The organism is Pelomonas sp. BJYL3, assembly GCF_027257975.1.
Taxonomy (GTDB): domain Bacteria; phylum Pseudomonadota; class Gammaproteobacteria; order Burkholderiales; family Burkholderiaceae_C; genus Roseateles_B; species Roseateles_B flavus.
Genome location: NZ_JANZKX010000002.1, coordinates 792,788 through 814,897 on the forward strand (window position 1 = coordinate 792,788; position 22,110 = coordinate 814,897).

General features: G+C 72.0%; 23 protein-coding genes. 11 read left to right on the forward strand and 12 right to left on the reverse strand.

Annotation, left to right across the window (positions count from 1 at the left end):
• Window positions 1–59 precede the first annotated feature (59 nt).
• From O9Y01_RS09030 to O9Y01_RS09045, 4 genes are all read left to right on the forward strand, one after another.
• A complete protein-coding gene (locus tag O9Y01_RS09030; RefSeq protein WP_269631242.1) occupies window positions 60–533 on the forward strand; it encodes a hypothetical protein in 474 nt (157 codons plus the stop codon).
• A 211-nt stretch (window positions 534–744) separates the two neighbouring features.
• Complete coding sequence (locus tag O9Y01_RS09035; RefSeq protein ID WP_269631243.1) at window positions 745–2,520, forward strand: hypothetical protein; 1,776 nt, start codon at window positions 745–747, stop codon at window positions 2,518–2,520.
• The gene (locus tag O9Y01_RS09040; protein WP_269631244.1) at window positions 2,517–3,977 is read left to right on the forward strand and encodes a cell wall hydrolase; all 1,461 of its coding nucleotides are present in this window, start codon (window positions 2,517–2,519) and stop codon (window positions 3,975–3,977) included. The genes O9Y01_RS09035 and O9Y01_RS09040 overlap by 4 nt, the downstream gene beginning before the upstream one ends.
• Before the next feature lie 12 nt (window positions 3,978–3,989).
• Window positions 3,990–6,566, forward strand: coding sequence for a peptidoglycan-binding protein (locus O9Y01_RS09045; RefSeq protein WP_269631245.1), 2,577 nt, complete (start codon window positions 3,990–3,992; stop codon window positions 6,564–6,566).
• 42 nt (window positions 6,567–6,608) lie between these two features.
• Here the strand turns inward: O9Y01_RS09045 and O9Y01_RS09050 are convergent, their stop codons facing one another.
• Entirely contained in the window at window positions 6,609–7,019 is a 411-nt protein-coding gene (locus tag O9Y01_RS09050) for a VOC family protein (protein WP_269631246.1), read from the reverse strand.
• A gap of 127 nt (window positions 7,020–7,146) precedes the next feature.
• Window positions 7,147–7,791 (reverse strand): TetR/AcrR family transcriptional regulator, encoded by a 645-nt coding sequence (locus tag O9Y01_RS09055; RefSeq protein WP_269631248.1) that lies wholly within the window; start codon window positions 7,789–7,791, stop codon window positions 7,147–7,149.
• 254 nt (window positions 7,792–8,045) lie between these two features.
• Here O9Y01_RS09055 and O9Y01_RS09060 point away from each other — a divergent pair, with 254 nt between their 5' ends.
• Together O9Y01_RS09060 and O9Y01_RS09065 are read left to right on the forward strand one after the other, a co-directional pair.
• Complete coding sequence (locus O9Y01_RS09060) at window positions 8,046–8,447, forward strand: hypothetical protein (RefSeq protein ID WP_269631249.1); 402 nt, start codon at window positions 8,046–8,048, stop codon at window positions 8,445–8,447.
• Window positions 8,440–9,594 carry a radical SAM protein gene (locus O9Y01_RS09065; protein ID WP_269631250.1) on the forward strand — a complete coding sequence of 385 codons (1,155 nt, stop codon included), beginning with the start codon at window positions 8,440–8,442 and terminating at the stop codon, window positions 9,592–9,594. The genes O9Y01_RS09060 and O9Y01_RS09065 overlap by 8 nt, the downstream gene beginning before the upstream one ends.
• A 15-nt stretch (window positions 9,595–9,609) precedes the next feature.
• Here O9Y01_RS09065 and O9Y01_RS09070 read toward each other — a convergent pair whose 3' ends face one another.
• Genes O9Y01_RS09070 through O9Y01_RS09080 form a run of 3 tightly spaced genes read right to left on the reverse strand, consistent with a single transcriptional unit; the run spans window position 9,610 to window position 11,423 of the window.
• A complete protein-coding gene (locus tag O9Y01_RS09070; protein WP_269631252.1) occupies window positions 9,610–10,143 on the reverse strand; it encodes a GNAT family N-acetyltransferase in 534 nt (177 codons plus the stop codon).
• On the reverse strand, window positions 10,140–10,409 hold the full coding sequence (locus tag O9Y01_RS09075) for a helix-turn-helix domain-containing protein (protein WP_269631253.1): 270 nt from the start codon (window positions 10,407–10,409) through the stop codon (window positions 10,140–10,142). Before O9Y01_RS09075 ends, O9Y01_RS09070 begins: the two co-directional genes overlap by 4 nt.
• A gap of 24 nt (window positions 10,410–10,433) precedes the next feature.
• Window positions 10,434–11,423, reverse strand: a complete 990-nt coding sequence (locus tag O9Y01_RS09080) for a DMT family transporter (RefSeq protein ID WP_332108749.1) — start codon at window positions 11,421–11,423, stop codon at window positions 10,434–10,436.
• Between the two features lie 77 nt (window positions 11,424–11,500).
• On the opposite strand from O9Y01_RS09080, the gene O9Y01_RS09085 reads away from it, so the two are divergent.
• The 3 genes from O9Y01_RS09085 (at window position 11,501) to O9Y01_RS09095 (ending at window position 14,257) form a co-directional block, all read left to right on the forward strand.
• Window positions 11,501–12,361: a LysR family transcriptional regulator gene (locus tag O9Y01_RS09085; protein ID WP_269631254.1), complete on the forward strand. Its 861-nt coding sequence runs from the start codon at window positions 11,501–11,503 to the stop codon at window positions 12,359–12,361.
• Between the two features lie 33 nt (window positions 12,362–12,394).
• Window positions 12,395–12,577 carry an oxidoreductase-like domain-containing protein gene (locus tag O9Y01_RS09090; protein ID WP_269631255.1) on the forward strand — a complete coding sequence of 61 codons (183 nt, stop codon included), beginning with the start codon at window positions 12,395–12,397 and terminating at the stop codon, window positions 12,575–12,577.
• Between the two features lie 120 nt (window positions 12,578–12,697).
• Window positions 12,698–14,257, forward strand: coding sequence for an oleate hydratase (locus O9Y01_RS09095; RefSeq protein ID WP_269631256.1), 1,560 nt, complete (start codon window positions 12,698–12,700; stop codon window positions 14,255–14,257).
• A 2-nt stretch (window positions 14,258–14,259) separates the two neighbouring features.
• Here O9Y01_RS09095 and O9Y01_RS09100 read toward each other — a convergent pair whose 3' ends face one another.
• The 7 genes from O9Y01_RS09100 to pxpB form a co-directional block, all read right to left on the reverse strand.
• The gene (locus O9Y01_RS09100; RefSeq protein WP_269631257.1) at window positions 14,260–15,078 is read right to left on the reverse strand and encodes an alpha/beta fold hydrolase; all 819 of its coding nucleotides are present in this window, start codon (window positions 15,076–15,078) and stop codon (window positions 14,260–14,262) included.
• Window positions 15,079–15,219: 141 nt separating this feature from the next.
• The gene (pcp, locus tag O9Y01_RS09105; protein WP_269631258.1) at window positions 15,220–15,879 is read right to left on the reverse strand and encodes a pyroglutamyl-peptidase I; all 660 of its coding nucleotides are present in this window, start codon (window positions 15,877–15,879) and stop codon (window positions 15,220–15,222) included.
• A 14-nt stretch (window positions 15,880–15,893) separates the two neighbouring features.
• Window positions 15,894–16,904, reverse strand: a complete 1,011-nt coding sequence (locus tag O9Y01_RS09110) for a 5-oxoproline transporter, DUF979 family subunit (protein ID WP_269631259.1) — start codon at window positions 16,902–16,904, stop codon at window positions 15,894–15,896.
• Window positions 16,901–17,611 carry a DUF969 domain-containing protein gene (locus tag O9Y01_RS09115; protein ID WP_269631260.1) on the reverse strand — a complete coding sequence of 237 codons (711 nt, stop codon included), beginning with the start codon at window positions 17,609–17,611 and terminating at the stop codon, window positions 16,901–16,903. The genes O9Y01_RS09110 and O9Y01_RS09115 overlap by 4 nt, the downstream gene beginning before the upstream one ends.
• Before the next feature lie 33 nt (window positions 17,612–17,644).
• Complete coding sequence (locus O9Y01_RS09120; protein WP_269631261.1) at window positions 17,645–18,415, reverse strand: LamB/YcsF family protein; 771 nt, start codon at window positions 18,413–18,415, stop codon at window positions 17,645–17,647.
• 26 nt (window positions 18,416–18,441) lie between these two features.
• Window positions 18,442–19,407, reverse strand: a complete 966-nt coding sequence (locus O9Y01_RS09125; protein ID WP_269631262.1) for a biotin-dependent carboxyltransferase family protein — start codon at window positions 19,405–19,407, stop codon at window positions 18,442–18,444.
• Complete coding sequence (gene pxpB / locus O9Y01_RS09130) at window positions 19,400–20,080, reverse strand: 5-oxoprolinase subunit PxpB (protein WP_269631263.1); 681 nt, start codon at window positions 20,078–20,080, stop codon at window positions 19,400–19,402. Before pxpB ends, O9Y01_RS09125 begins: the two co-directional genes overlap by 8 nt.
• 274 nt (window positions 20,081–20,354) lie before the next feature.
• Between pxpB and O9Y01_RS09135 the strand changes: the two genes are divergently transcribed.
• Window positions 20,355–21,440, forward strand: coding sequence for an SGNH/GDSL hydrolase family protein (locus tag O9Y01_RS09135; RefSeq protein WP_269631265.1), 1,086 nt, complete (start codon window positions 20,355–20,357; stop codon window positions 21,438–21,440).
• 23 nt (window positions 21,441–21,463) lie between these two features.
• Complete coding sequence (locus tag O9Y01_RS09140; protein WP_269631266.1) at window positions 21,464–22,108, forward strand: hypothetical protein; 645 nt, start codon at window positions 21,464–21,466, stop codon at window positions 22,106–22,108.
• The last annotated feature ends 2 nt before the right edge of the window (window positions 22,109–22,110 follow it).

Here is a 22,110-nt window from a genome sequence, read left to right on the forward strand (position 1 = left end):
GGGCGCAAGGTGGACGCTGACTTTGCATATTGGAGGCATCACCACACGGGGAGCGAGCGATGTCTCTGAATCTTGAATCCGCCAGCTTTGACAAGGTCGAACTGGGTGTCAGCGGCGCCCGCACCGAGGATGGGCAGGTGCTGTCCATCCTGTTCACCGGCCTGGAGGTGGCCAGCCACCCGGACGACCAGGACGCCGCGCCTCAGGCCGTGCGTGCCGATGGCCTGGTGCGCTGCCGCGGAACGGGCTGGGTCAGCGTGCAGGTGCGCGGCGGCAGCCAGCTCAGCGGCCCGCGCGGCCTGGCCCACGTGATGGTCTGGGCCAATGGCCGTCGCATTGCCTTGATGCCGGACTCGCCCGAGGAGCCGCTGGCCGGCGCCACTACGGCGCGCGTCGGCGTGGACGGCGAGCTGCGCCTGTCCCTGACCCTGCTGGCCCAGCGTGACCTGGCCGAGCCGGGGTCCGGCGCCCTGTGCTGGGTGGATTCCATCGATCTCCGGGTCCTCGACCCCGTCGAGCGCCGCCGGGGCTGACGGCCGCGGCCTGGCGCCGCTGCCGCTGCATCGGCGCGAGACCGAGGGGCGTGCGAGAAAGGCGTTGCACGCCCCTGCGCAAGAGGGCGTCGATTGCAACCCGGCCTTGCCAGACATCGTGCGCCGCGCCCTGTTGCGGTCGGGCTGCAGGCGTGCGTGGCTGGACGCCGGTGGCGACAGCCGACATCGAAGAAGAAATGAAGGGGACCCTATGCCTCGACTGGAACAGATGGCGACATCGCCAGCGCCGCTCCGGCGCGTGGGTGGACAGCGCTGGGGGCTGCTGGCGCTGCCTGCTTCGGCCCTGCTGGCGGCGGCCTGCGCGCCCCTCAGCCCGCAGACCAGCGACCTGCGCCCGCAGTACGGCTTCACGTCACGTGCCGCCAGTGCACCACAGGGACTGTACGGGCAGTTGTGCGGTCCGTCGCTCACCGACGCGCAGCTGGAAGCCGCCGGTTGTCCCCGCTTCTACGGCCTGCTGCCCGCCGCCGTCGACGATGCCGACGCCGCCCGGCTGCGCATCCTGCGCGCCGAGATCGATGATTCCGGCGCCCCCTGGCTGGTCTCCGCGGCGGCCTACCCCGTGGGGGCCTATGCCTTGTATCGCAGTCTGTTCGGCCATGGCGACGAGGTGCGCCGCGAGGTGACGCGCCTGGGGCTGGCGGGCAGCGCCGCCTTTGGCTGGGTCAAGAGTCGGGAATCGCCGCAACGCCAACAGATCCGCCTGGCCGCGGTGGATGCGCTGAGTTGCGCCATGTACGGCTCGGTGGCGCGCTACCTGTACGAGCGCAAGTACATCCAGGGCGACACGGCACGAAGCGCCGGCGAGGCAGCGTCCGGGCCCGGCGAGGGCCAGGGAGCATCAGCGGCCGTCGCCACCCGGGCAGGGGCCGGAAGCGCATCCCTGGACAATGAGGCCAGCCTGATCCAGAGCCGCAGCGCCCTGCGCAGGGCGATCCGGACGCTGAATGACGCGTTGATCAGCCTGCGTGCGGCCTTGGCGGTCACCCCGGAGGCCTTCCAGCGTGTCGGGGCCTACCGCAATGGCTGCGACAGCCGCGGCGCCACGAGCACCACCTGTCAGTCGCGGGGGCAGGGTGAAGCGCCGGTCGTGTCGGACGCCAACACTGAGCATGGGCTGGCGCGGCAGACGCTCGAAGAGGCCGAACAGCGGCTGCTGACGGCGGGTCGCTCGCTCAGGGCGGCCCAGGGCCTGCAGGACCGCATCGACAACGCACCGCACGCCTTGCTGCACACCGTGCGCACCATCGAGGCCGCCGCCAACAAGGCGGTGCAGGCCACGGAGGCCGATGTCGATTCGCTGCGTCGCGCCGTGGGCGGCATGAAGCTGGGGAGCCAGGATCTCTCCAGTGTGCTGTCGCAGGCCGCGACCCCGCCGTCGACGTCGCCCACTGCGCCAGGTGGCGGCACTGCGGAAGGCCAGAGCGGTACGAGCAAGGCGCGCAAGGCCGGTCCGGCCAAGGCCGCATTGAAGCTCAGCGCTGATGAGCTCAGTGCACGTGTCGACGTCAATCGAGCTCTGGTGAAGTCCCATGCCGAGGTCCGCACTGCGCTGTTCAAGTTGATCGCCGCGGAGGAGCAGATCCAGGCCTATCTGGAGGTGGACCGCGAGCGTGCCGCCGCCCTGCAGGGCCGGGACGAATGCCAGTTCCTGCCGCCCGGGCTCAAGCTGGTGGTCGACCCGCAGGAGGCCGTCATCACGGTCGCGCCCGGCGGGACGCAGCGCTTTGTCGCTCAGGGGGGCATCCAGATGCCCACGATTTCCCTGGCCGGCACCTCCAGCCTGCGGACCTCGGACCTGCTGCGCACGGAGCCGGATGCCACGGCTGGACGCCAGTCGCTGACCGTGGTGATCAGCCCGGCGGCCAGTGCGCCGGAGCAGGACCTCCAGCTGGTGTTCCGCAACGGGGACCTCCTGCAGCAGCGCACGGTGGCCATCCGCAAGCCTGCCGGGGGCGGCAAGTGAGCGGGCGCGAGCTGCAGTGCCTCTGGCGCGCGATCCAGGCCTGGGCCGAAGCCCTGGGCCAGCAGCGCTGCGGCGTCGGGGCCCTGTCCTGGGTGCGGCCGGAGATCATCGAGGGCTTCAGCATCGGCGGACGGCCCGGGCACCTTCATGTCCGGGTGCATCTGGCGGAGGGCTGGCCGGCGTCGCTGCTGCCGCGCCGCGTGGAGACGACCCTGGGCGAGGTGCCCCTGCAGGCCTGGCGCAGTGCTCGGCCCACGGCCCAGTGCGCCACCCTGCAAGGCCTGCGTACCAGTCCCTCCGGCGAGGCAATCCTGGGGGCCTTGGGCTTTCTGGCAGCGGACCAGCATGCGGCGGACCACTACTACCTGGTGACCGCCGGCCATGTGCTGGCGGCTCGCAGCGGCGTGGGCTTTGATGAGCCCTTCGAGATCTTCACGACACCCGACGGCGTGCGAATCGGGCGGGCCTATCTGGCGCAGACCAGCATCACCGGCGGCGCGGAGGTGAGCGCCTACGAGCTGGACGCGGGCCTGCTGCGCGTGTCCGCCCAGGTCTGGCACTCGTTGATCCGCGAGGTGCCCGCGGCATTGCCGCAGCGCCTGGGCCAGACGCCCGTGCTGGGGGACCGCCTGCAGGTGTGCCTGCCCGGCGGCGATGTGGTGGCGGGGCGCTGCCAGGGCATGAGCGCGGCCATGAACATCAATACCCACCGGGTGGCGCCGGACGGCAGCACCGAGGAGGTGACCCTGCGCGTGCAGTCCTTGGTGGCGGCACGGCTGGACCGTGCCACCCAGGCCGGTGACAGCGGTGCGTCCGTGCAGGACCCAGGCGGCGCGCTGCTGGGCCTGCACTGTGCAGGCCTGGACACCGATGGCGATGAGGCCAACGCCTGGTTCACGCCGGCGCAGGCGGCCATCAGCTACTTCGGCATTCTGCCCATCACCCGGGAGACCCTCGGTCGACCGCTGCCAGTAACGCCGCGGCCCTCCCTGCGCGCCGCCCTGCCGCGCTCGGTGCCAGGCACGGCCACAGGCGCCGCGGCCGGTGCCGCCCCTTCTCGTGAGGTGGCCGTGGACACCCTGGCGCGCACGCTGTGGGCGGAGGCCCGCGGCGAAGGGCGGCGCGGCATGGAGGCGGTGGCCTGCGTGGTCATGAACCGGGTCCACCGCCAGACCTGGTGGGGACGCAACGTCGTGGACGTCTGCCGCAAGCCCTGGCAGTTCAGCTGCTGGAACCCTGGTACGCCGTCACTGGAGCGCTTGCTGAAGGTCAGCCCGGCAGACGCCGCCTTCGCCCAGGCGCTCGACATCGCCGACCTGGCCGTCAAGGCGGACTGGAAGGACTTCACCGACGACGCCTGCCACTACCACACCGTCGACATCCTGCCCGACTGGGCGGCGGGCCAGACCCCCTGCTTCCGGCTCGGGCGGCATGTCTTCTACAACCGGATCCGCTGAGCGAGGCCGCTGATGAACAACGCCATGATCGATCTCGCCCTGGGCATGGTCCTGATGTACGCCGTGCTCAGCCTCTTCGTCACCACCCTCCAGGAGTTCGTGGTCAACGCCCTCCTGCGCTCGCGGGGGAGCACCCTGAAGAAGCTGGTGCGTTCCGCCTTCGGCGAGGACAAGGGGCTGACCGAGGCCTTCTTCCAGCAGCCCTTGATCGTGTCCCTGGCGGAGGGGACGGGGCGGCGCCGACCGTCCTACATCCCGCCGACGCTGATGGCCAAGGGCTTCCTGGCCGTGCTGGGGCATGGCGAGCACCCGGCTCGCAGCGGCATGTCGCCCAGGAGCTTCGTGGCGGCGTTGCGGGCGGGGGGGCAGGCTCCGGCGTCCGCCGGGCGGGTCGTGGGCAGCAGCGCCATCGGGAGCGCGCTGGCACTGGCCACCTCGGAGACGCAGGACTGGGAGGCATTCGAGAAGGAGGTGGCGGTGTGGATCGCCTCCATCGGCGACCGTTCCGAAGGCTGGTACAAGCGCACCGCCCAGGGCTGGACTTTTGGCATCGCCCTGGCGCTGGCGATGGGGCTGAACGTGGACTCGGTGAGCATCGCCCGCACGCTGTGGAGTGACGCCGAGCTGCGCACGCAGCTGGCGGAGGCCGCGGTAGCGGTGAATGCTGCACGGCAGTCCGGCGCCTCGGCGCCCGCGGCGGCCCAGACAGTGGCTTCGACGGCTGCCCCGCGCGACTTCGCCGGCCGCTACGAGCAGGTCGAGAAGTCGGTCGGCGCCCTGGAGACGGCCTTGCGCGACAAGAGCTTCCTGCAGGAAGACCAGCTCTTCACCTTCAAGTGCACGGTGCGCGAGAAGACCTGTGTCTTGGACCTGCGGCTGGGCCGGCGCTGCAAGCTGGATCGTCGCTTCACGCCCGAGGAGCTGGCGGCCTGCGTGCCGGCGGACCCGGGAGGGAAGCCGGCCCAGGAGACCACGCCTGCCACCGAATGGCTGGACGACCTGCACGCCCTGCGCGAGGAACTGCGCGAAGGGCGCGTCCAGGCCTCGAAGCAGGGCGCCAGGCTTGAGCGCACGCAGGAGCTGGAGAACCGCATCGACACCGTGGACCAGACCCTGGCCCACATCATCGGCGAGATGCAGTGGCTGTCCTTCAAGCTGCCGGATCCCAATGGCAAGGCGGCACGCACCATGGCCGGCCTCACGCGCAGCGCGCTGGACCTGCAGCGCGAGATCGCCCAGCTGTACCGCACGCCGGGCACAGCGCTCGGCAGGGTGCGCGCCGAATGCGGCCTCTCCTTGGGAAAGGACACGGACGAGTTCCGGGCCTGCGTGCTGCGGCGGGACGGTGAGACCACCTTCCACCTGCCCATGGGCTTCGCACCGGAGGTGCTGGCGCGCCAGCTGTCGCTCGAGGATCTCAAGGCTTGCGAATCCGGGCAGTGCGGCACGCTGGGCCTGCTGTGCCGCGCCCTTCGCAACGGTGCGCTGTTGGGGTGGTTGCTCACGGCCACCGCCCTCAGCCTGGGGGCGCCTTTCTGGTTCGATACCCTGGGACGCCTGGTCAAGCTGCGGGCGGCCGGTGCGCCCACCAAGGAGACCGACGGCGGCGGGAAGGGCGGCGACGCCAAGACCAGCCCCCCCACGACCGCTCCGGCGCCTGGGCCGGGACCCACCCCCGGCCCTGCCGGGGGAGGACGCAGCGGCACCAGCGACCACACCACCTCGATCGAGGGCACGCTCAGCGTCGACGAGATCAAGGAAGTGCAGCGGCGCCTCAGCGTGCCCGACACGGGCGTCTGGGACGAACGCACCCGCCTGGCCCTGGCCCAGCGGCGCGAGGCACTGCGCATGCCCCAGGGCGCCGAACTGGATGGCTCGCTGTACGAGGCCATCATGGAACGGCGCAGCCTGCTGGTCGAAGCCCGCCCCGTGCTGAAGCTTGGGTCCCAGAGCGATCAGGTCCCGGCCCTGCGGACGCGACTGAGCCAGGCCCTGGCCCTGCCTGAGCTGGCTAGAGGCCAGGGCGAGGGCTTTGACAGCCTGCTCCGCGACGCGGTGCGCCTGTACCAGGGGCGCAGCGGCCTCGTACCGGACGGTGTCGTGGGCGAGCAGACGTGGCGCGCGCTGGACAGCGGCGGCGGCGACGGCGCTGCGGACGTCTGGATGAAGCGTGCCATCTCGGCCCTGGGTCTGAACGAGGTGCAGCACAAGGCCGAGATCAGGGCCATGCTGGGCATCGTCCACGAGGAAGCGCAGGATCCAGCGACCTACGCCTGGTGCGCCTGCTTCGTGTCCTGGGTCCTGTCCCCCAGGGATGCCACCGGACTGCCCGCCGCACCCATGCGGGCCGCGAACTGGTCGGGTTGGGGCACGGCGATCGATGAGCCCTGCTACGGCGCTGTGCTGCTGCTGCGCAACCGGGCAGAGCCCAGCCAGCACCACCTGGCCTTCCTGGTGGGCGAGGTCGCGGATGGTTGGGTAGTCCTGGGCGGCAACCAGGGCACGCCGGGGAAGGTGTCGGTGACCCTGTTCTCCGGCGATCACTGGGAGCGCGCCCACATGGCCCTGCCGCCCGCCGGGCAGACTTGAGCCACTGCCGGCGTGCCTGGGCGCGCCGGCAGTGAGCCTGGCTCAATCCAGCGGCACCTGCGCATCCTCCCGCGTGTTCACCTCGATCACCAACCCGCCCGGGGCCTCGCAGAAGAAGCGCGTGCCGCGCATGGCGTGGTGCAGGGTCTGCGTGAAGCGAACGCCCTGGGCGGTGAAGCGCTCGAAGAGGTCGACCACGGCCTGGCGGGTCGGCAGCTCGAAGCCGATGTGGAAGTTGTGCGGCCAGTCGACGGCGCTGAGGCCGTGCAGGCGGCCGTCCTCGATGACGATGTCGAAGCCCTGGTGCTTGAGGAAGTTGAAGGCGCCCATGCGGCGCACGGTGCAGCCCAGCTGCTGCTCGAAGAAGGCGGTGGTGGCCTCCAGGTCGGGCGCAGGGAAGCTGAGGTGGTTGAGGGTCTGGGTGGCGGGGGCCTGGTGGCGGGACTGGGGCATGGAATCTCCGTGCGTTGAAAAGTCCGCCCATGCTAGGGAGCGGGCCTGCGTCCCGGTACTCGCATCCCGGCCGTGTGTGGCCTGCCGGCGGGATCGGGCCGGATCGGCACCCGCCTGCATGTCCGACTCACATGCCCGACTCGCATTCACGGCCTTGCCCGCCCGGTGCAGCGGCCGCGGCCCGTTCAAGGTAGCCGAAGACGGCCGCCTCCACGCGGCGCTGCAGATGCGCCAGATCGGTCTCCCGCCGCTCGCCCGCGCCATCCACCAGGCCGCGGATCAGGGCGGCGACATCGGCCGCGGCGAGCGCGGCGTCCCCCTGCCGGGGCAGGCCCGGGCGCTGCAGCAGCGTGCCGATCAGCTGGCCGAACCGGCCCTTGTCCAGATGGGCACGCAGCTCGGGCCGGCCCTCCTGCTCGTCCAGCAGCCGGGCCAGCTCGGCACGCTCCAGCTGCTGGCGCACGGAGGCCCGGATCAGGTGACGCAGGGCGGCGGGCCCGTCGGGCACCTCCAGCGCGGCCAGGGCATCGGCCTCGAAGCGGGCCGCCTCGCGTTCCAGCAGGGCCAGGGTCAGGGCGTCCTTGGACGGAAAGTACTGGTACAGCGAGCCGATGCCCACGCCCGCGCGCTCGGCCACCGCATTGGTGTTGAAGCCCTCCAGGCCCTGCGTCTCCAGGAGCTGGGCCGCGGCCTCCAGGAGGCTGGCGACGGTCAGCTGCGAACGGCGCTGGCGCGGGGACTTGCGAGGCAGCAGGGGCGGCGTGGAGCGCATGGGGGGAGTCAGCGGAACAGGGGGCGGTCCTCAGTCTAGTGCGGGCCGGCGTCTGCCGGGCGTAGGCGCCACGCGGCCTGCTCAGGGGTTCGCTGTGGGAACCCCGCGGCCCGGCATCCCCCTAGGTTGGCGCGCGTTCGGGGCCGGGTCTCCCTAGGTCGTGGGCTGCTTCGGGGCGCGGGGCTCCTAGAGTCTGAAGGCCAAGCCGCGCGTCCTGCGTGGCCGCCTTTGCCCTCATCAAGGGAGTCCTCATCATGAACATCGACAAGCAACGCGGTTCGGAGAAGCTGCTGGCCGCCTGGAAGGCTCGCCAGCTCACCGAGGAGTCCGTGCGGGAGATCGCACAGGCCATGGACAAGTCCCCCGCCCGCATCGAGGAGGCCACGGTCTACGGCGGCGCCAACGCCACGGGCATGCGGCTCTCGCTGAGCTATGCGGGCGATGACGTGCCCATGTGCGGCAACGATCTGCTCTTCTGGCTCAAGTGGCATCGCACGCATGGCGGCGAGGTCAAGCCGCCGCGCATCCTGATCGACGGCACGCCCTGGCCGGACCTGATCCGCATGCAGCTGGACTTCGGCCATGTGGTGCAGCCCGGCAATGTGCTGGAAGGCGGCATCAGCCAGCTCGGCGCGCGCGGGGCCTTGGGTGGCTGAGAGCTTCGCCCCCTGGACAGCGCCGGGCGCCATCGCCCGCCCGGCGCTGCAGTCCGGCTGCGGTGGGCCCACGGGCGTGGCGCCCATCATCCAGCTGCATCCCACGCGGCTGTGCAACCTGGCCTGCGCGCATTGCTACACCTCGTCCGGCCCGCGCGAGACGCAGCAGCTGCCCCTGCCGCTGCTGCGGGCCGTGCTGGACGACGCCGCGGCGCTGGGCTACCGGCAGCTGGCGGTCTCCGGGGGCGAGCCCCTGCTGTACGAGGCGCTGCCGGGCCTGCTGCAGCATGCCCGCCGCCTGGGGATGCTGACCAGCCTCACGAGCAACGGCCTGCTGCTGAGCCCGCAGCGCTGGGCGGCCATCGCGCCGCATCTGGACCGCCTGGCCATTTCCGTCGATGGCCGCGAGGCCACGCACGATGCCCTGCGCGGGCAGGCCGGCGCCCTGGCGCGCACCCTGCGGCTGCTGGCCCAGCCGCGCGCCACGGGCACGCCCTTCGGCTTCATCTTCACCCTGACCCAGCACAACGTCGACGAGCTGGAGGACGTCGTGGGACTGGCCGCCGCGCACGGCGCGCAAGGCGTGCAGGTGCATCCGCTGACGCTGCATGGGCGCGCCCGCGAGACGCTGGCCGGCGCGCGGCCCGATGGCCAGGAGCTGCTCGCGGCCATCGTCGAGGCGCAGCGGCTGGCGCAGGCCCTGCAGACCCGCAGCGGCGTGCGGGTCCAGGTGGACGCGCTGAGCCAGGACCAGATCCTGGCCCACCGCGAACGTCTGGTGCCCGCCTGGCCGGCGCCAGGCTTGACGGCACTGGCGCCCGTGCTGGTGCTGCAGTCCGACGGCCAGCTGCTGCCGCTGACGCACGAGCTGCCGCGCGCGCTGTGGCTGGGATCCGTGCACGAGGCGCCACTGAAGGCCCTGGCCGCACGCTGGTTGCACAGCAGCGCGAGCCGGCGCCTGGTGCAGGCGCTGGAGCGCACCTGGCAGGCCCTCGCCGAGGGCGCGCAGCCCGCGGCCTACTGGTATGACGAGGTGGCGGCGCGTGTAGGTCCGGCCGAGGTGCACGTGCCGGTTCCGCCGCTGCCGTCCAGAGGGCTCATGCCGCGAGGCCCTGCCCTGGCACAGGGGCGTGCGGCGCAGGCGTGACGCAGGCCGGGGCGCTCAGGCCTCGTCCGGCCCGCGATGCCGGTACACCAGGCCCTGGCCGCCGCGGAAGGGAATGCGCTGCTCCAGCTGCGCACCCAGACGCTCGGCCACGGCGCTGGAGGCGCTGTTGCCCTCCGCCACCACGCTGACGGCGGTGCGCCAACCGAAGTGGCCATAGGCCGCGGCCAGTGCACCGCGGGCGGCCTCGGTGGCATAGCCCCGGCCCTGGGCCTCGGGCAGCAGGGCCCAGGTGATCTCGGGCTCCACCCAGCCCTCGGGATTCCACAGGCCGCTGAGGCCGACGAAGGCACCGTCGCCCTTGCTTTCGAGCGCCCAGGGGCCGTAGCCGCGCAGGGCCCAGTGGCCCAGGTAGGCGGCGAACTTGCGCCAGGCTTCCTCACGCGAACAGGGGCCGCCGTAGGTGGCCGAGACCGGGCTGGCGAAGAAGCGCGCCAGGCCGTCGAAGTCCGCCTCGCGAAACGGGCGCAGCCAGAGGCGTTCGGTCTCGAAGCGCGGAATCTGCAGGCCGCCCAGGGACGTGCCGTTCATGCGCCGGCCTCGCCTGCCGCAGCGGCCTGCGGCGCGGCGGTGAGCCCGTACAGCGCCAGCAGCCCCAGCACGTGGCCGATCGCCACGCCGGGCTCGCCGGACTCGATGCGGCCGATGGTCTGCACGTGTACGCCCAGCCGGGCCGCCGCGGCGGCCTGGCCCTCGCCGGCCTGCAGCCGGGCCTGGCGGGCGGCCGCACCCAGGGCCTGGATGGCCTGGAGGGCGGCGGGATGGATGTCGACGGAGATGCGTTTGCCTTGTGCCATGCCGCCATTGTGGCCGCTGCCGGCTCAGTGGGCCCGCCGCCTTTGCCTGGCCTGCCGCCAGGCCCGCTGCAGCGGCCCCTGCGCGCTGACCAGGCCGATGCCCGCCAGCACCAGCACGCTGCTGGCGAGGAAGGAGGCCTCCAGTGTCTCGTCCAGCAGGGCCGCGCCCAGCAGCACGCCGAACAGCGGTGTCAGGAAGGAGAACATGCCCAGCTGCGAGGCCAGGTAGCGGCGCAGCAGCCAGCACCAGGTCAGGAAGCTGGCAAAGGACACCACCAGGCTCTGGAAGCCCAGGTGGGCCAGCACGCGCGGCGTGCAGGTGAACTGCGCCTGGCCGCTCAGCAGGGCCGCGGGCAGCAGGAGCAGGGCCGCGCCCATCAGCTGGTACATCAGCGTTTCCGTGGCCGGCGCCTCGACGAGGCGGGTGCTGCGCAGCGTCACGGTCGTCGCGCCCCAGGCCAGGGCGGCCAGCAGGGCCAGGGCATCTCCCGCCAGGGCCTGGCCGCCGGCGTGTCCCGGCGCCCCGGCACGCGGGCCCAGGAAGGCGCAGGCGATGCCCGCGAAGGCCAGCAGGGCGCCGGCCCATTGCCAGGCGCCCATGCGCTCCGCCGGCCAGCGCAGGTGCAGGCCCAGGGCCGCGAAGATGGGGGCGGTGTAGAGGAACACGATCACATGGGCTGCCTGTGTGCGCTGCAGGGCCTCGGACACCAGCAGGAACTCCAGCCCGAACAGCAGCCCCGCCAGCGCGCCGGCACGCCAGCGCTCGCGGGCCAGGCGCTCGCCGCGGCTGCGCATCAGCAGGCCCAGCAGCGCCAGGGCGATGCAGGAGCGCAGCGCGATCATCAGCATGGGGCTCATCTCCCCGGCCGCCGCCTTCAGCGAGACCTGCTGCAGGCTCCACAGCAGGCACAGCATCAGCATGGTGGCGGTGGCGCGCAGGTCCAGCGCGCCGGGGGCGGCAGCGGCGGCCTGGGGCCGGGGTCCGGCGGGCAGGGTGGGGGTCAGCAGGCTCATGAGGGCCTCACTGTGAGTGCGGACGTGATTGCTGAAAAGCGCATAATTCGTGAACCATCCATGCGCTTATCGAAAGCATGCGCGACCTCCAGATCGATTGGCTCAAGTGCTTCGTGGCCACCGTGGACGCCGGCTCCCTGAGCAGCGCCGCGCCGGAGATCCACCGCTCGCAGTCTGCCGTCAGCATGCAGATCAAGAAGCTGGAGGCGGCCCTGGGCCACCCGGTCTTGCTGCGTGGGCCGCGCCAGTTGCAGCTCACGCATGAGGGTCAGGTCTTGCTGGGCTATGCCCGCCGCATGCTGGACCTGCACGCGGAGGCGCAGGCTGCCCTGCACGAGGAGGCCCTGACCGGCCTCGTGCGCCTGGGCGTGCCGGACGACTACGCCAGCAAATACCTCACGCCCGTGCTCAAGCGCTTCGCGCCGCGCCACGGCGGGGTCGAGATCCAGCTGGACTGCGAGCAGTCCACCTCGCTGATCCCCCGGGTCAGCCGGGGCGAGCTGGACCTGGCCCTGGTCTCGCGCGACAACGCCCGGCGTGGCACCCTGCTGTTCCACGAGCCCATGGTGTGGGTGGGCTCCACACAGTTCGATGTCTGGACCCGCAGCCCCCTGCCCATTGCGGTCTACGAGCCCGCCAGCCCCGGCCGTCGCAGCGCCCTGAATGCGCTGGCGCTGCAGGGGCGCCCCTACCGGATCGTCTACAACAGTTCCAGTCTGGCCGGCCAGATCGCCGCGGTGGAGAGTGGCCTGGCCGTGGCGGTGCTGACCCAGTGCAGCGCGCCGCCGCACCTGCAGGTGCTGGGCGAGCAGCACGGCCTGGGCCCGCTGGCGCCCATGGAGGTGGCCGTCTACCGCAGCCGTGCCTCGCAGGGCAACAAGGCCGTGGACAGCCTGCACCGCATGCTGGTGCAGACGCTGCGCCAGGCGGGGCGCTGAGCCCCGCTGGGCGCTGCGAGACAATTTGCCGCCATGAACCCGCCTGACCCCGCTTCCGTCGACGACGACCCCAAGCCCCAGCCCCCCGAGCCGCCCGCGCTGGAGGACTGCTGCGGCAATGGCTGCGACCCCTGCATCTTCGACGCCCATGACCTCGCCATGGATGCCTACCGCCAGGCCCTGCGCGCCTGGCAGGCCCGCCATCCGCAGGCCTGACGCGTCATGTGAACATTAGAGAGGGCTCTCACTCCGTCCCTCGAAATGATCTGAGTCAAGAGGCCGCGAACGCTCCTGCGAAGAATGGGCCGCATCCATTTCTTCACAGGGAGCATTCCAATGAAAGCCCATTTCCTCGGCAGCGGCATCGGTTCACTGGCCGGCGCCGCCTTCATGATCCGCGACGCCGGCGTGCCCGGCACGGACATCACGATCTACGAAAGCCAGCCCCAGAGCGGCGGCAGCCTGGACGCCGCCTGGCGCCCCGAGCAGGGCTACAGCCTGCGCGGCGGCCGCATGCTCACCACGGACCACTACGAGTGCCTGTGGGACCTGATGAAGTCCATCCCCTCGCTGGACCAGCCCGAGCTCTCGGTCTACGAGGAGACCGTGCGCTTCAACGAGCAGAACCCCGCGCACTCCAAGGCCCGGCTGGTGGACCGCCGCCGCCACAAGCTGGACGTCAGCCACATGGGCTTCAGCAACGCCGACCGCCTGGAGCTGCTGCGCCTCACCGAGGCCAGCGAGGAGGCCCTGGGCACCAGCAAGATCAGCGACTGGCTCTCGCCCGCCTTCTTCGACACCAACTTCTGGTGGATGTGGCAGACCACCTTCGCCTTCCAGCCCTGGCACAGTGCGGTGGAGTTCAAGCGCTACCTGCACCGCTTCATGAACGAGTTCCCGCGCATCGAGACCCTGGGCGGCGTCAAGCGCACGGTCTACAACCAGTACGACTCCCTCGTGCGGCCGCTGGAGACCTGGCTGCGGCAGCGCGGCGTGAACTTCGTGCACGGCACCACCGCGACGGACGTGGCCCTGGACGAGGCGGACGGCCAGACCGTGGCCCGCGCCCTCACCCTGCGCGACGCCCAGGGCGAGCGCACCGTCGGGATCGCGCCCGAGGACCTGGTCTTCGTGCAGAACGCCTCCATGACCGATGCCTCCAGCGTGGGCAGCATGAGCGCGCCCGCGCCGCGCCTCACCAAGGCGGACAGCCAGGGCTGGGCCCTGTGGGAAAAGCTCGCGAAAGGGCGGCCGCAGTTCGGCAATCCGGCGGCCTTCAACAGCCGCCTGGCGGAGTCCTACTGGCTGTCCTTCACCGTCACCTGCTCTCAGCCGGCCTTCTTCGATCAGATGGAGGCGTTCACCGGCAACCGCGCCGGCACTGGCGGCCTCGTGACCTTCAAGGACTCGGCCTGGCAGATGTCCGTGGTGCTCTACCACCAGCCGCACTTCCGCGGCCAGCCCGAGGGCCTGCAGGTGTTCTGGGGCTATGCGCTGCAGCCGGACCGCATCGGCGACTTCGTGGCCAAGCCCATGAGCGAATGCAGCGGGGCGGAGATCCTGCAGGAGCTGCGCGGCCACCTGAACCTCGACCCCGAGGTGCTGGAGCGCGCCGTGTGCATCCCCTGCCGCATGCCCTACATCACGAGCATGTTCATGCCTCGCGCCCACGCCGACCGGCCGCTGCCGGTGCCGCCGGGTTCGCGCAATGTGGCCTTCGTGAGCCAGTTCGTGGAGATCGCGGACGACGTGGTCTTCACCGTCGAGTACTCGGTGCGCGCTGCGCAGATGGCCGTCTACCAGCTGCTGGGCGTGCAGCGCCCCGTGCCGCCGATCACGCGGCATGACCGCTCGCTGAAGGTGCTGATGGACTCGCTGGTGAAGTCCCTGCGCTGAGCTCAGGCCCGCAGCGCCGCCGCTTCGCGAGGCCCCAGCGAGGCGCGCAGCGCCTGCTCGATCAGCTGCGGATGGGTGATGTGCGGGCAGTGGCCCGAGTTCTCCAGCAACTGCAGTGTCGAGCCCCGCAGCTGCCGGTGGAGGTACTCGCCGACGTGCACCGGCGCGAAGGTATCGTGCGTGCTCTGCAGCACCAGGCAGGGGTGGCGCACCTCGGCCAGGCGCGCCCGGCAGTCCACATAGAAGGTCAGCCGGGCGAAGCGGGTGGCGATCAGCGGATCCAGGGCATGGAGGCCGCGGCCGAAGGCCTCGATGTGGTGCGCGGGGTTGTCCGGCCCGATGGCCACGGGGGCCAGGAAGGCGGCGGTGGCCGGGTAGTCGGCGTCCATGCGTGCGAGCAGCTCGGCGATCTGCCGGCGCTGGAAGCCCCCGCGGTAGCCGGTCTCGTCGATGAAGTGCGGCGAGGTGTTGAGCAGCACCAGACGCGCAAAGCGCCGCGGTGCACGCAGGCTGGCCAGCAGGCCAATGACGCCGCCGATGGAGTGGCCCACATAGACCACGTCGCTGAGGTCCTGGTCCTCGAGGATGTCCACCAGGTCCTGGGCATAGCCATCCAGCGAGCTGTGGCGCTGGTCGCAATGGGCCAGGCGGTCCGAGCGGCCGAAGCCGACGTGGTCGAAGAGCAGCACGCGGTGCGTGGAGGCCATGGCCTCGGCCACGCGGCTCCAGGCGGCCTGGTCTGAGCCAAAACCATGGCCGAAGACCAGGGTGGGCCCGCCCTGGCCCAGCAGCCTCAGGTGATTGCGAGAAGGATCGACCATGCCGAGCTCCCTGGACGCACAGGCCCTGCCGTGGCGAGGGGCCGCTGGCGTCGTGCTGTTTTCGGCAAGCTTAGGAGCAGACCTCAACCGGGAGCAAGACCCGTCAATCAGGGGCGCGGGGCCGATGGCCGGCGGGCGGAATCAACAGAGGGTGCCCTCGCTCACCTGCAGGTCCTGGGTCGTCGCCAGGGCGGTCCGCAGGGCCAGGCGCAGGCCGGCGCCCATGGTGTCCAGCGCCATGGAGGCCGCCTGCGGATGCTGCGCGGCCTGCTCGGGCAGGTAGGGCAGGTGCAGGAAGCCGGCCTGGCGCAGCCAGGGGCGCTGCTGCGCCAGGTGCATCAGGCCGTAGAAGACGTGGTTGCACACAAAGGTGCCGGCCGTGTAGGACACCTCGGCCGGCACACCCGCGCCGCGCAGGGCCTGGGTCATGGCCTTGACCGGCAGCGTCGCGAAGTAGGCGGCGGGGCCCGCGGCCTGTACCGGGCGGTCGATGGGCTGGGCGCCGGCGTTGTCGGGGATGCGCGCGTCGTCCAGGTTGATGGCCACGCGCTCGAAGCTCAGCGCCGTGCGCCCGCCCGCCTGGCCGCAGCACAGGACCAGGCGCGGCCGCAGGCGGTCCAGATGGGCCTCCAGCACCTGCAGCGCGGCGCCGAACTCGCAGGGCAGCACCACGGCCTCCACGCGCGCGCCCGGCGCGATCGCCTCGCCCTGCAGCTGCAGCACCAGCTGGGCGGAGGGGTTGACGGACTCGCCGTCGAAGGGCTCGAAGCCGGTGATCAGAAGGCAGTCGGGGGCGTTCATGGCGGCGGGGCGGCTCAGACGATCAGGTACAGCAGCAGGGTCTGCAAGGCCAGCAGCAGCAGGGCCGTGGGCGTCTGGGCCTTGATCACGGCGTGGCGGTCCTGCAGGTTCAGAAGGGCGGCGGGCACGATGTTGAAGTTGGCCGCCATGGGCGTCATCAGGGTACCGCAATAGCCGCTGAGCATGCCGATGGACAGCACGGCCGCCGGATTGGCGCCGTGGCCCTGGATCAGGAAGGGCAGGGCCACGCCGGCCGCCATCACGGGGAAGGCGGCGAAGGCATTGCCCATGACCATCGTGAAGGCCGCCATGCCCACGGTGTAGGTGGCCACCACCGCGGCCTTGCTGTCCGGCCGCAGCAGACGGCGGGCCAGGGTCTCGATGGCGTCGCCCGTGTGGCTGGCCAGGAAGACCCCGCCCAGCATGGCCAGCATCAGCGGCAGCAGCAGCGGCCAGCCGATGGACTCGATCAGGCCCTGCGAGGCCTGCAGCGCCCGCCGTGGCGAGTCGCCCGTCACCCGCCAGGCCAGCAGCAGGGCGCCGAGGCAGGCCAGGGTCAGGGCTGCGAGGGTCAGGTGTTGCGGGGCCAGCAGGCTCCCTTGAGGCCAGCGCAGGTGAGGGCCGGCCAGCACGCCCACCACCGTCAGCGCCGGGATGGCCAGCACCGGCAGGAAGAGCCGGTGGCCCAGCAGGGCGGCGCGCTGCTGGCGGCGCTTCTGGTCCTTGGGCGAAGGCGGTGCGGCGGGGCCGGCGCTGTAGCCCAGGCCGGCGATCAGGCCCAGGGCCAGCACCAGCAGGCCGGCCAGGCGGTCGGTGAGGGGCTTGCCGAGCTGGTCCAGCATCAGGTCGCCCAGCAGGAAGGGCAGGCCGAACAGGGCCCAGAACAGGCCGCGCCAGAAGCGCCGCGGCGTGCCGGTCTCGCGCCAGCAGCCCAGGGCCGTGGCGAGCAGGATCACGCCCACCAGGGGCAGGGTCAGGCCGGGGCCGATGAGGGCGGGGGCGGGCGCCACGGGCGCGGAGCTCATGCGGCCTCCCAGGTGCTGGGCTCGGCGGGCAGGGCGGCGGCGATCTGGGCGTCCAGCCGTGACAGCCGCGCCAGGTGCACCACCGCCGCGCACAGGGCCGTGGGAATGGCCCACAGGCCGATCACCAGGGGCTCCGCCACCGGGATGCCGCTCTGCTGCATGAAGCTGTGGATCAGCAGCACGGCGCCGAAGGCGATGAAGATGTCCTCGCCGAAGAAGAGGGCCACGTTGTCGCAGGCCGCGGCGTGGGCCAGGATGCGTTCGCGCAGGGCCGGCGGCAGCGGGCCGTGGCGCTGCACGGCCAGGCCCTCGGCCATGGGCGCCAGCAGGGGGCGCACCGTCTGGGCCGGGCCGCCCAGGCTGGTCAGCCCCAGCGCGGCGGTGCCCTGGCGCAGCAGGTAGTACAGCATCAGCAGCCGGCCGGTGCTGGCACCGCGCAAGCGGCCCACCCAGGTCTGCGCATGCTCGCGCAGGCCGTGGCGCTCCACCAGGGCCACCACCGGCAGCAGCAGCACGACCACCGCCAGCGAGCGGCTGGCCATGAACTTCGCGCCGAAGAGCTCCAGCAGCGCCAGGGGCTCGAGGCCGGCGCACAGGCCGGTCACCGTGCCCGCCACCAGCACCACCAGCAGAGCGTTGAAGCGCAGGGCGAAGCCCGCAACGACGAGTGGGATGCCGACCAGCGGCAGGAAGGGGGCGAGGTCCATGGGGTCAGGTCTTGAGGGTGGGGCGCGGGCCCATCAGTCGGGGGCGCGCACGGCCAGGCCGGCGGCACGCAGGGATTCATGCAGGGCGCGCACCAGGGGCAGGGCGGCCAGGCCGTCACCGTGCACGCAGAGGGTGTCGATGCGCAGGCGCAGGGCGCTGCCATCCTGTGCCTGCAGGGGCTCGCCCCGGGCGAGGGCCAGGCCTTGCGCGACGCCCTCGTCCAGCGCCTCCAGCACGGCCCGCGGCTCGCTGCGCGGCACCAGGGTGGCGGCAGCGGTGTAGCGGCGGTCGGCGAAGCCCTCTTCGCGCACCGGCAGGCCGGCGCGGCGGGCCGCCTGCGCCAGCGGGCTGCGGGCCAGCGCGACCAGGGCCAGGCCCGGGGCCTCGCGCGGCAGCAGCGCCAGCAGCAGCTCGATCAGGCCGGGGTCCTGGGCGGCCTGGTTGTAGAGGGCGCCGTGCGGCTTCACATGCCGGGGCCTGGCGCCCTCCCGCTGCGCGGCCCGCTGGAAGTCCTGCAGCTGCCGCGCCAGCTCGCCGCACAGGGCGGCCAGCATGGCGGGCGTCACGGCCTGCGGCTGGCGACCGAAATGTGCAGGGTCGGCATAGCTGGGATGCGCACCCACCGCCACGCTGTGCTCGAGGGCGCGGGCGATGGAGGCCCGCATGCTGGCGGCGTCGCCGGTATGGCCGCCGCAGGCGATGTTGGCCGAGCTGATCCAGGGCAGGATCAGCGCCTCGTCGGCACAGCCCTCGCCGAGGTCGGCGTTGAGGTCCAGGGCGGCGGGGGGCGGTGCGGGGCGCATGGGGCGATTGTCAGGGGCGCCGGCTGTCAGCCCTCCTGCAGAGCCTGGCATTGACAGTGCAGGGCGTCCCGTGCCTGCCGCCGGGCGGCGCGGGCCTGCGCCTCGTCCACGGGCAGGAAGCGCAGGCGCTGGCCAGGGGTGCACTGAGCCAGGCGCGGCAGGTCGGCCTCGATGAGCACGGCCAGGCGCGGATAGCCACCGGTGGCCTGGGCGTCGGCCATCAGCACGATGGGCTGGCCGTCGGGCGGCACCTGCACGACGCCCGGGAGCACGGCGTGCGAGGGCAGCTCGGCGAGCTCATCGGGGCGATCGGGGCGGCGCAGCGCGGGGCCATCGAGCTGGCTGCCCATGCGGTTGCTGCGCGCACCGAGGCGCCAGCCGGCCTGCCAGAACTCGGCCATGGCCTCGGGGTGGAACAGCGCGGCCTCGGGGCCGGGCAGCACGCGCAGCGCCAGGGTCGCGGGGGCGGTGAAGGCGGCAAGACCGCGCCGGCGTCCCGCCGGCAGTGCGGCCCGGCCCGCGGCCTGCAGCACGTCTCCCGCGCGCAGCGCGCGCCCCTGCGGGCCGCCGAAGCCGCCGGCCAGGTCGGTGCTGAAGGAGCCCATGCGCGAGGGCGCCACGATGCCGCCCGGCAGCGCCAGATAGGCGAAGCGCCCTGCGCGCGGCCCCTGCAGCCGCAGCGTCTGGCCGGCACGGGCGGCCTGAGGCCAGCCGATGGGGCAGGGCTGGTGGTCCAGCATCCCTTCGTAGTCGGCGCCGGCCAGTGCAAAGACGGTGTCGCGTTCGAAGCGCAGCTCCACCGGGCCGCCGCTGATCTCCAGCGCGGAGAGGGTCAGGTCTTGCCTCAACAGGGCGTTGGCCAGCTGCAGCGACACGGGATCCATACACCCGGCGCTGCCGATGCCCAGGTGCCGCCAGCCCGTGCGGCCGAGGTCCTGCACGCTGCTTTGCACGCCGGGCTTGATCACCTGCACGAGGAGGGGCTCAGCCATCGCAGCGCTCCACCACGAAGCGCAGGCGGTCGCCCGGCTGCAGCAGTGTGGGCGGCTGCGCGTCGGCATCGAAGAGGGGCAGGGCGGTGCGGCCGATGAGCTGCCAGCCGCCGGGGCTGCTGCAGGGGTAGACGCCTGTCTGCGCACCGCCGATGCCCACCGAGCCCGCCGGCACCGCCCTGCGCGGCGTGGCCAGGCGCGGCGTGTGCAGGGCCGCGGGCAGGCCCTCCAGATAGGCGAAGCCGGGCAGGAAGCCCAGGAAGAAGACGCGGTAGTCGGCCTCGCTGTGCAGGCGCACCACCTCGCGCGCACGGAGCCCATGATGGCGGGCGACGCCGGCCAGGTCGGGGCCAGCCTCGCCGCCGTAGTGCACGGGGACCTCCACCAGGCGGCCCGTGTCCAGGGGCGCCAGGGGCTGGTCGAGCTGCGCCTGCCAGTGCTGCATCAGCCGGGCGCAGGCGGCCTCGCCGTCGAGCCGGTCGGGATCGAAGACCCAGCTGAGGTTGCCCATGCCGGGCACGCAGTCGACGACAACGTCGCCCGCATCCAACAGCTGCTCGCGCAGCCGCCACAGCCGCCGCTGCAACTCCAGGTTGGCAGGGGTGCCGGGGAAGTCCAGCAGCACGGCGCGCTCGCCCAGGGTCTGGCAACGGGCCTGCAAAGCTTCTGTCATGGGACTTGCCTACGATGGCTGGACTGCATGGTGGGTGGGCACGGTAGGTGGATCTGCCCCGGACTCCTGCGGCCCGCGAGCGGGCCCCTGCGGCGTGCATTGTCACCTGTGCGACAGCCCTGGTCCACGCTGGCACAGCCGCTATGCCCGGCCTAGGGTTTGCTGGGGTGGAGCCTCGCCGGCTTTTGCCGGATCGTGCAGCGAGCTGCGTCAAGACAGCCTGTGGATTCGCGCGCACGACTTGCCGTCGACTCTCACCCCAATGGAGACAAACATGAAGAAGTTCCCCTCCCTCCTGGCCGCCTGCGTCTCGGCCGTGGTCCTGGCCGCGGGCGCCCTGCCCGCGGCGGCCAGCACGCTCAACCAGAACGTGTCCTGGACCATCGACCGCGCGGGCACCACCACCAAGTACCGCGTGGTGGCCTACGGCGATTCCATCTACGCCGGCTACAACGGCTCCACGCTCAATGCCGCCAAGTACTCGGCCCCCACCGTCGATGCGGAGTACCTGTCCGCCCTGTGGAATGCCGACATCGAGAGCGTGCGCCGCGCCAAGTCCGGCGCCGTGGCCTCGGACGTCTACAACAACAAGATCGTGGGCGAGGCCAGCTACATGCAGGCCAGCAGCACCCGCGTCGTCACCTTCGAGATGTGCGGCAACGACGGCCTGCAGGCCCGCACCGCCTTCAAGGGCCAGACCGGCACCTGCGACTACAGCGTGCTGGACAACGGCCTGGCCAACTGCAAGACCTATGTGGCCAAGGCGATGGACTACATCAACGCCAACGCCTACGCGGGCACCAAGCTGAAGATCATTTCCAACCTGCACTACCCCGGCTACGCGGCCGACAACGTGCAGAGCAGCTGCAAGGACGCCGCCACCGGCGCCACCGTCAACCTGCGGGACAAGTTCCTGCCGGCCCTGACCAAGATGAACTACTGGATGTGCGAGTACGCCCGCCAGAAGGGCTTCAAGTGCGCCGACAACTTCGCCCAGTACATGGCCGCCGACTACGACAGCAACGGCGACGGGCAGGTGGACTCCGACGCGATCCGCTACGTGCCCGGTGACACCGAGGCAGCCTATGTGACCCGCATCACCTCCACCTACAGGAGCACCCTGCGCGACGCCAACACGCACTTCGTCTCGGCCAGCAGCAGCTACGACTACATCCAGTCCGATGACACCCACCCGACCTACAACGGCGGCACGGTGACGGCCGGTCTCTTCGGCGGCACCACGGGCTCGGGCGCACCGCGCTACACCAGCTTCAGCGGCGGCAAGAACCCGATCTGGAACCAGTACGGGCATGAGCGCATGGGCTGGGCGCTGTCGGTGTCCAACCCCGCCGCGCCCTGAGCCGGCACAGCACAGGCTGGCTCATGGCAGCGAAGCAGGCCCCGCCCGCCTGGCGCCGGCTGGCGCCACTGGCCTATGTCGGCCTGGCCCTGCTGTGCCTGGTCGCGGCTCTGGCCTTGCTGTGGCCCGCCGCCCCGCCCGGAACGCCGGACGCGCCCGCGGGGCCTGCCGCCCCGGGGGGCGAGGGGTCAGGTCTTGCCAGCGCGGTGCCGGCCTCCGCGGCCAGCGCCGCGCCGCACCCCTGGCTGCTGGTGGGCACCTCGGGTCCGGCCGTCAGCGATGACCTGGCCGACCACGTGCCGGCCGGCAGCGCGCCCAGCATGCAGGAGGTGATCGAGCGCCTGCACAAGGCCGGCGTGCGCACCGGCCTGGGCGCCTTCCAGCCTCCGGGCACGCGGCCGCCCATCGTGGGCCTTGCGGTGCCCGAGGACTATGTGCTGCCCGACGGCTATGTGCGGCACCACCAGGCCACCGACGACGGGCAGCGCATCGAGGCCATCCTGATGTTCGCGCCGGACCGGCCCGTCCGCGACGCCGCCGGGCGCCCGATCGCCGTGCCTGCGGACCGGGTGGTCACGCCGGCCCTCGCGCCGCCGGGCTTTCCCATCCGCTTCGTCGTCATTCCGAGGCCGCAGGAGCCCGGCCGCGAGGCCTCCGGCTCGCCTTGATC

Bases quoted from the DNA above. Each gene is read 5' to 3' on its own strand.
- O9Y01_RS09030 (WP_269631242.1), top strand. From the start codon at position 60: ATGTCTCTGAATCTTGAATCCGCCAGCTTTGACAAGGTCGAACTGGGT.
- O9Y01_RS09035 (WP_269631243.1), top strand. From the start codon at position 745: ATGCCTCGACTGGAACAGATGGCGACATCGCCAGCGCCGCTCCGGCGC.
- O9Y01_RS09045 (WP_269631245.1), top strand. From the start codon at position 3,990: ATGAACAACGCCATGATCGATCTCGCCCTGGGCATGGTCCTGATGTAC.
- O9Y01_RS09050 (WP_269631246.1), bottom strand. From the start codon at position 7,019: ATGCCCCAGTCCCGCCACCAGGCCCCCGCCACCCAGACCCTCAACCAC.
- O9Y01_RS09055 (WP_269631248.1), bottom strand. From the start codon at position 7,791: ATGCGCTCCACGCCGCCCCTGCTGCCTCGCAAGTCCCCGCGCCAGCGC.
- O9Y01_RS09060 (WP_269631249.1), top strand. From the start codon at position 8,046: ATGAACATCGACAAGCAACGCGGTTCGGAGAAGCTGCTGGCCGCCTGG.
- O9Y01_RS09070 (WP_269631252.1), bottom strand. From the start codon at position 10,143: ATGAACGGCACGTCCCTGGGCGGCCTGCAGATTCCGCGCTTCGAGACC.
- O9Y01_RS09075 (WP_269631253.1), bottom strand. From the start codon at position 10,409: ATGGCACAAGGCAAACGCATCTCCGTCGACATCCATCCCGCCGCCCTC.
- O9Y01_RS09080 (WP_332108749.1), bottom strand. From the start codon at position 11,423: ATGAGCCTGCTGACCCCCACCCTGCCCGCCGGACCCCGGCCCCAGGCC.
- O9Y01_RS09085 (WP_269631254.1), top strand. From the start codon at position 11,501: ATGCGCGACCTCCAGATCGATTGGCTCAAGTGCTTCGTGGCCACCGTG.
- O9Y01_RS09090 (WP_269631255.1), top strand. From the start codon at position 12,395: ATGAACCCGCCTGACCCCGCTTCCGTCGACGACGACCCCAAGCCCCAG.
- O9Y01_RS09095 (WP_269631256.1), top strand. From the start codon at position 12,698: ATGAAAGCCCATTTCCTCGGCAGCGGCATCGGTTCACTGGCCGGCGCC.
- O9Y01_RS09100 (WP_269631257.1), bottom strand. From the start codon at position 15,078: ATGGTCGATCCTTCTCGCAATCACCTGAGGCTGCTGGGCCAGGGCGGG.
- pcp (WP_269631258.1), bottom strand. From the start codon at position 15,879: ATGAACGCCCCCGACTGCCTTCTGATCACCGGCTTCGAGCCCTTCGAC.
- O9Y01_RS09110 (WP_269631259.1), bottom strand. From the start codon at position 16,904: ATGAGCTCCGCGCCCGTGGCGCCCGCCCCCGCCCTCATCGGCCCCGGC.
- O9Y01_RS09115 (WP_269631260.1), bottom strand. From the start codon at position 17,611: ATGGACCTCGCCCCCTTCCTGCCGCTGGTCGGCATCCCACTCGTCGTT.
- O9Y01_RS09120 (WP_269631261.1), bottom strand. From the start codon at position 18,415: ATGCGCCCCGCACCGCCCCCCGCCGCCCTGGACCTCAACGCCGACCTC.
- O9Y01_RS09125 (WP_269631262.1), bottom strand. From the start codon at position 19,407: ATGGCTGAGCCCCTCCTCGTGCAGGTGATCAAGCCCGGCGTGCAAAGC.
- pxpB (WP_269631263.1), bottom strand. From the start codon at position 20,080: ATGACAGAAGCTTTGCAGGCCCGTTGCCAGACCCTGGGCGAGCGCGCC.
- O9Y01_RS09135 (WP_269631265.1), top strand. From the start codon at position 20,355: ATGAAGAAGTTCCCCTCCCTCCTGGCCGCCTGCGTCTCGGCCGTGGTC.
- O9Y01_RS09140 (WP_269631266.1), top strand. From the start codon at position 21,464: ATGGCAGCGAAGCAGGCCCCGCCCGCCTGGCGCCGGCTGGCGCCACTG.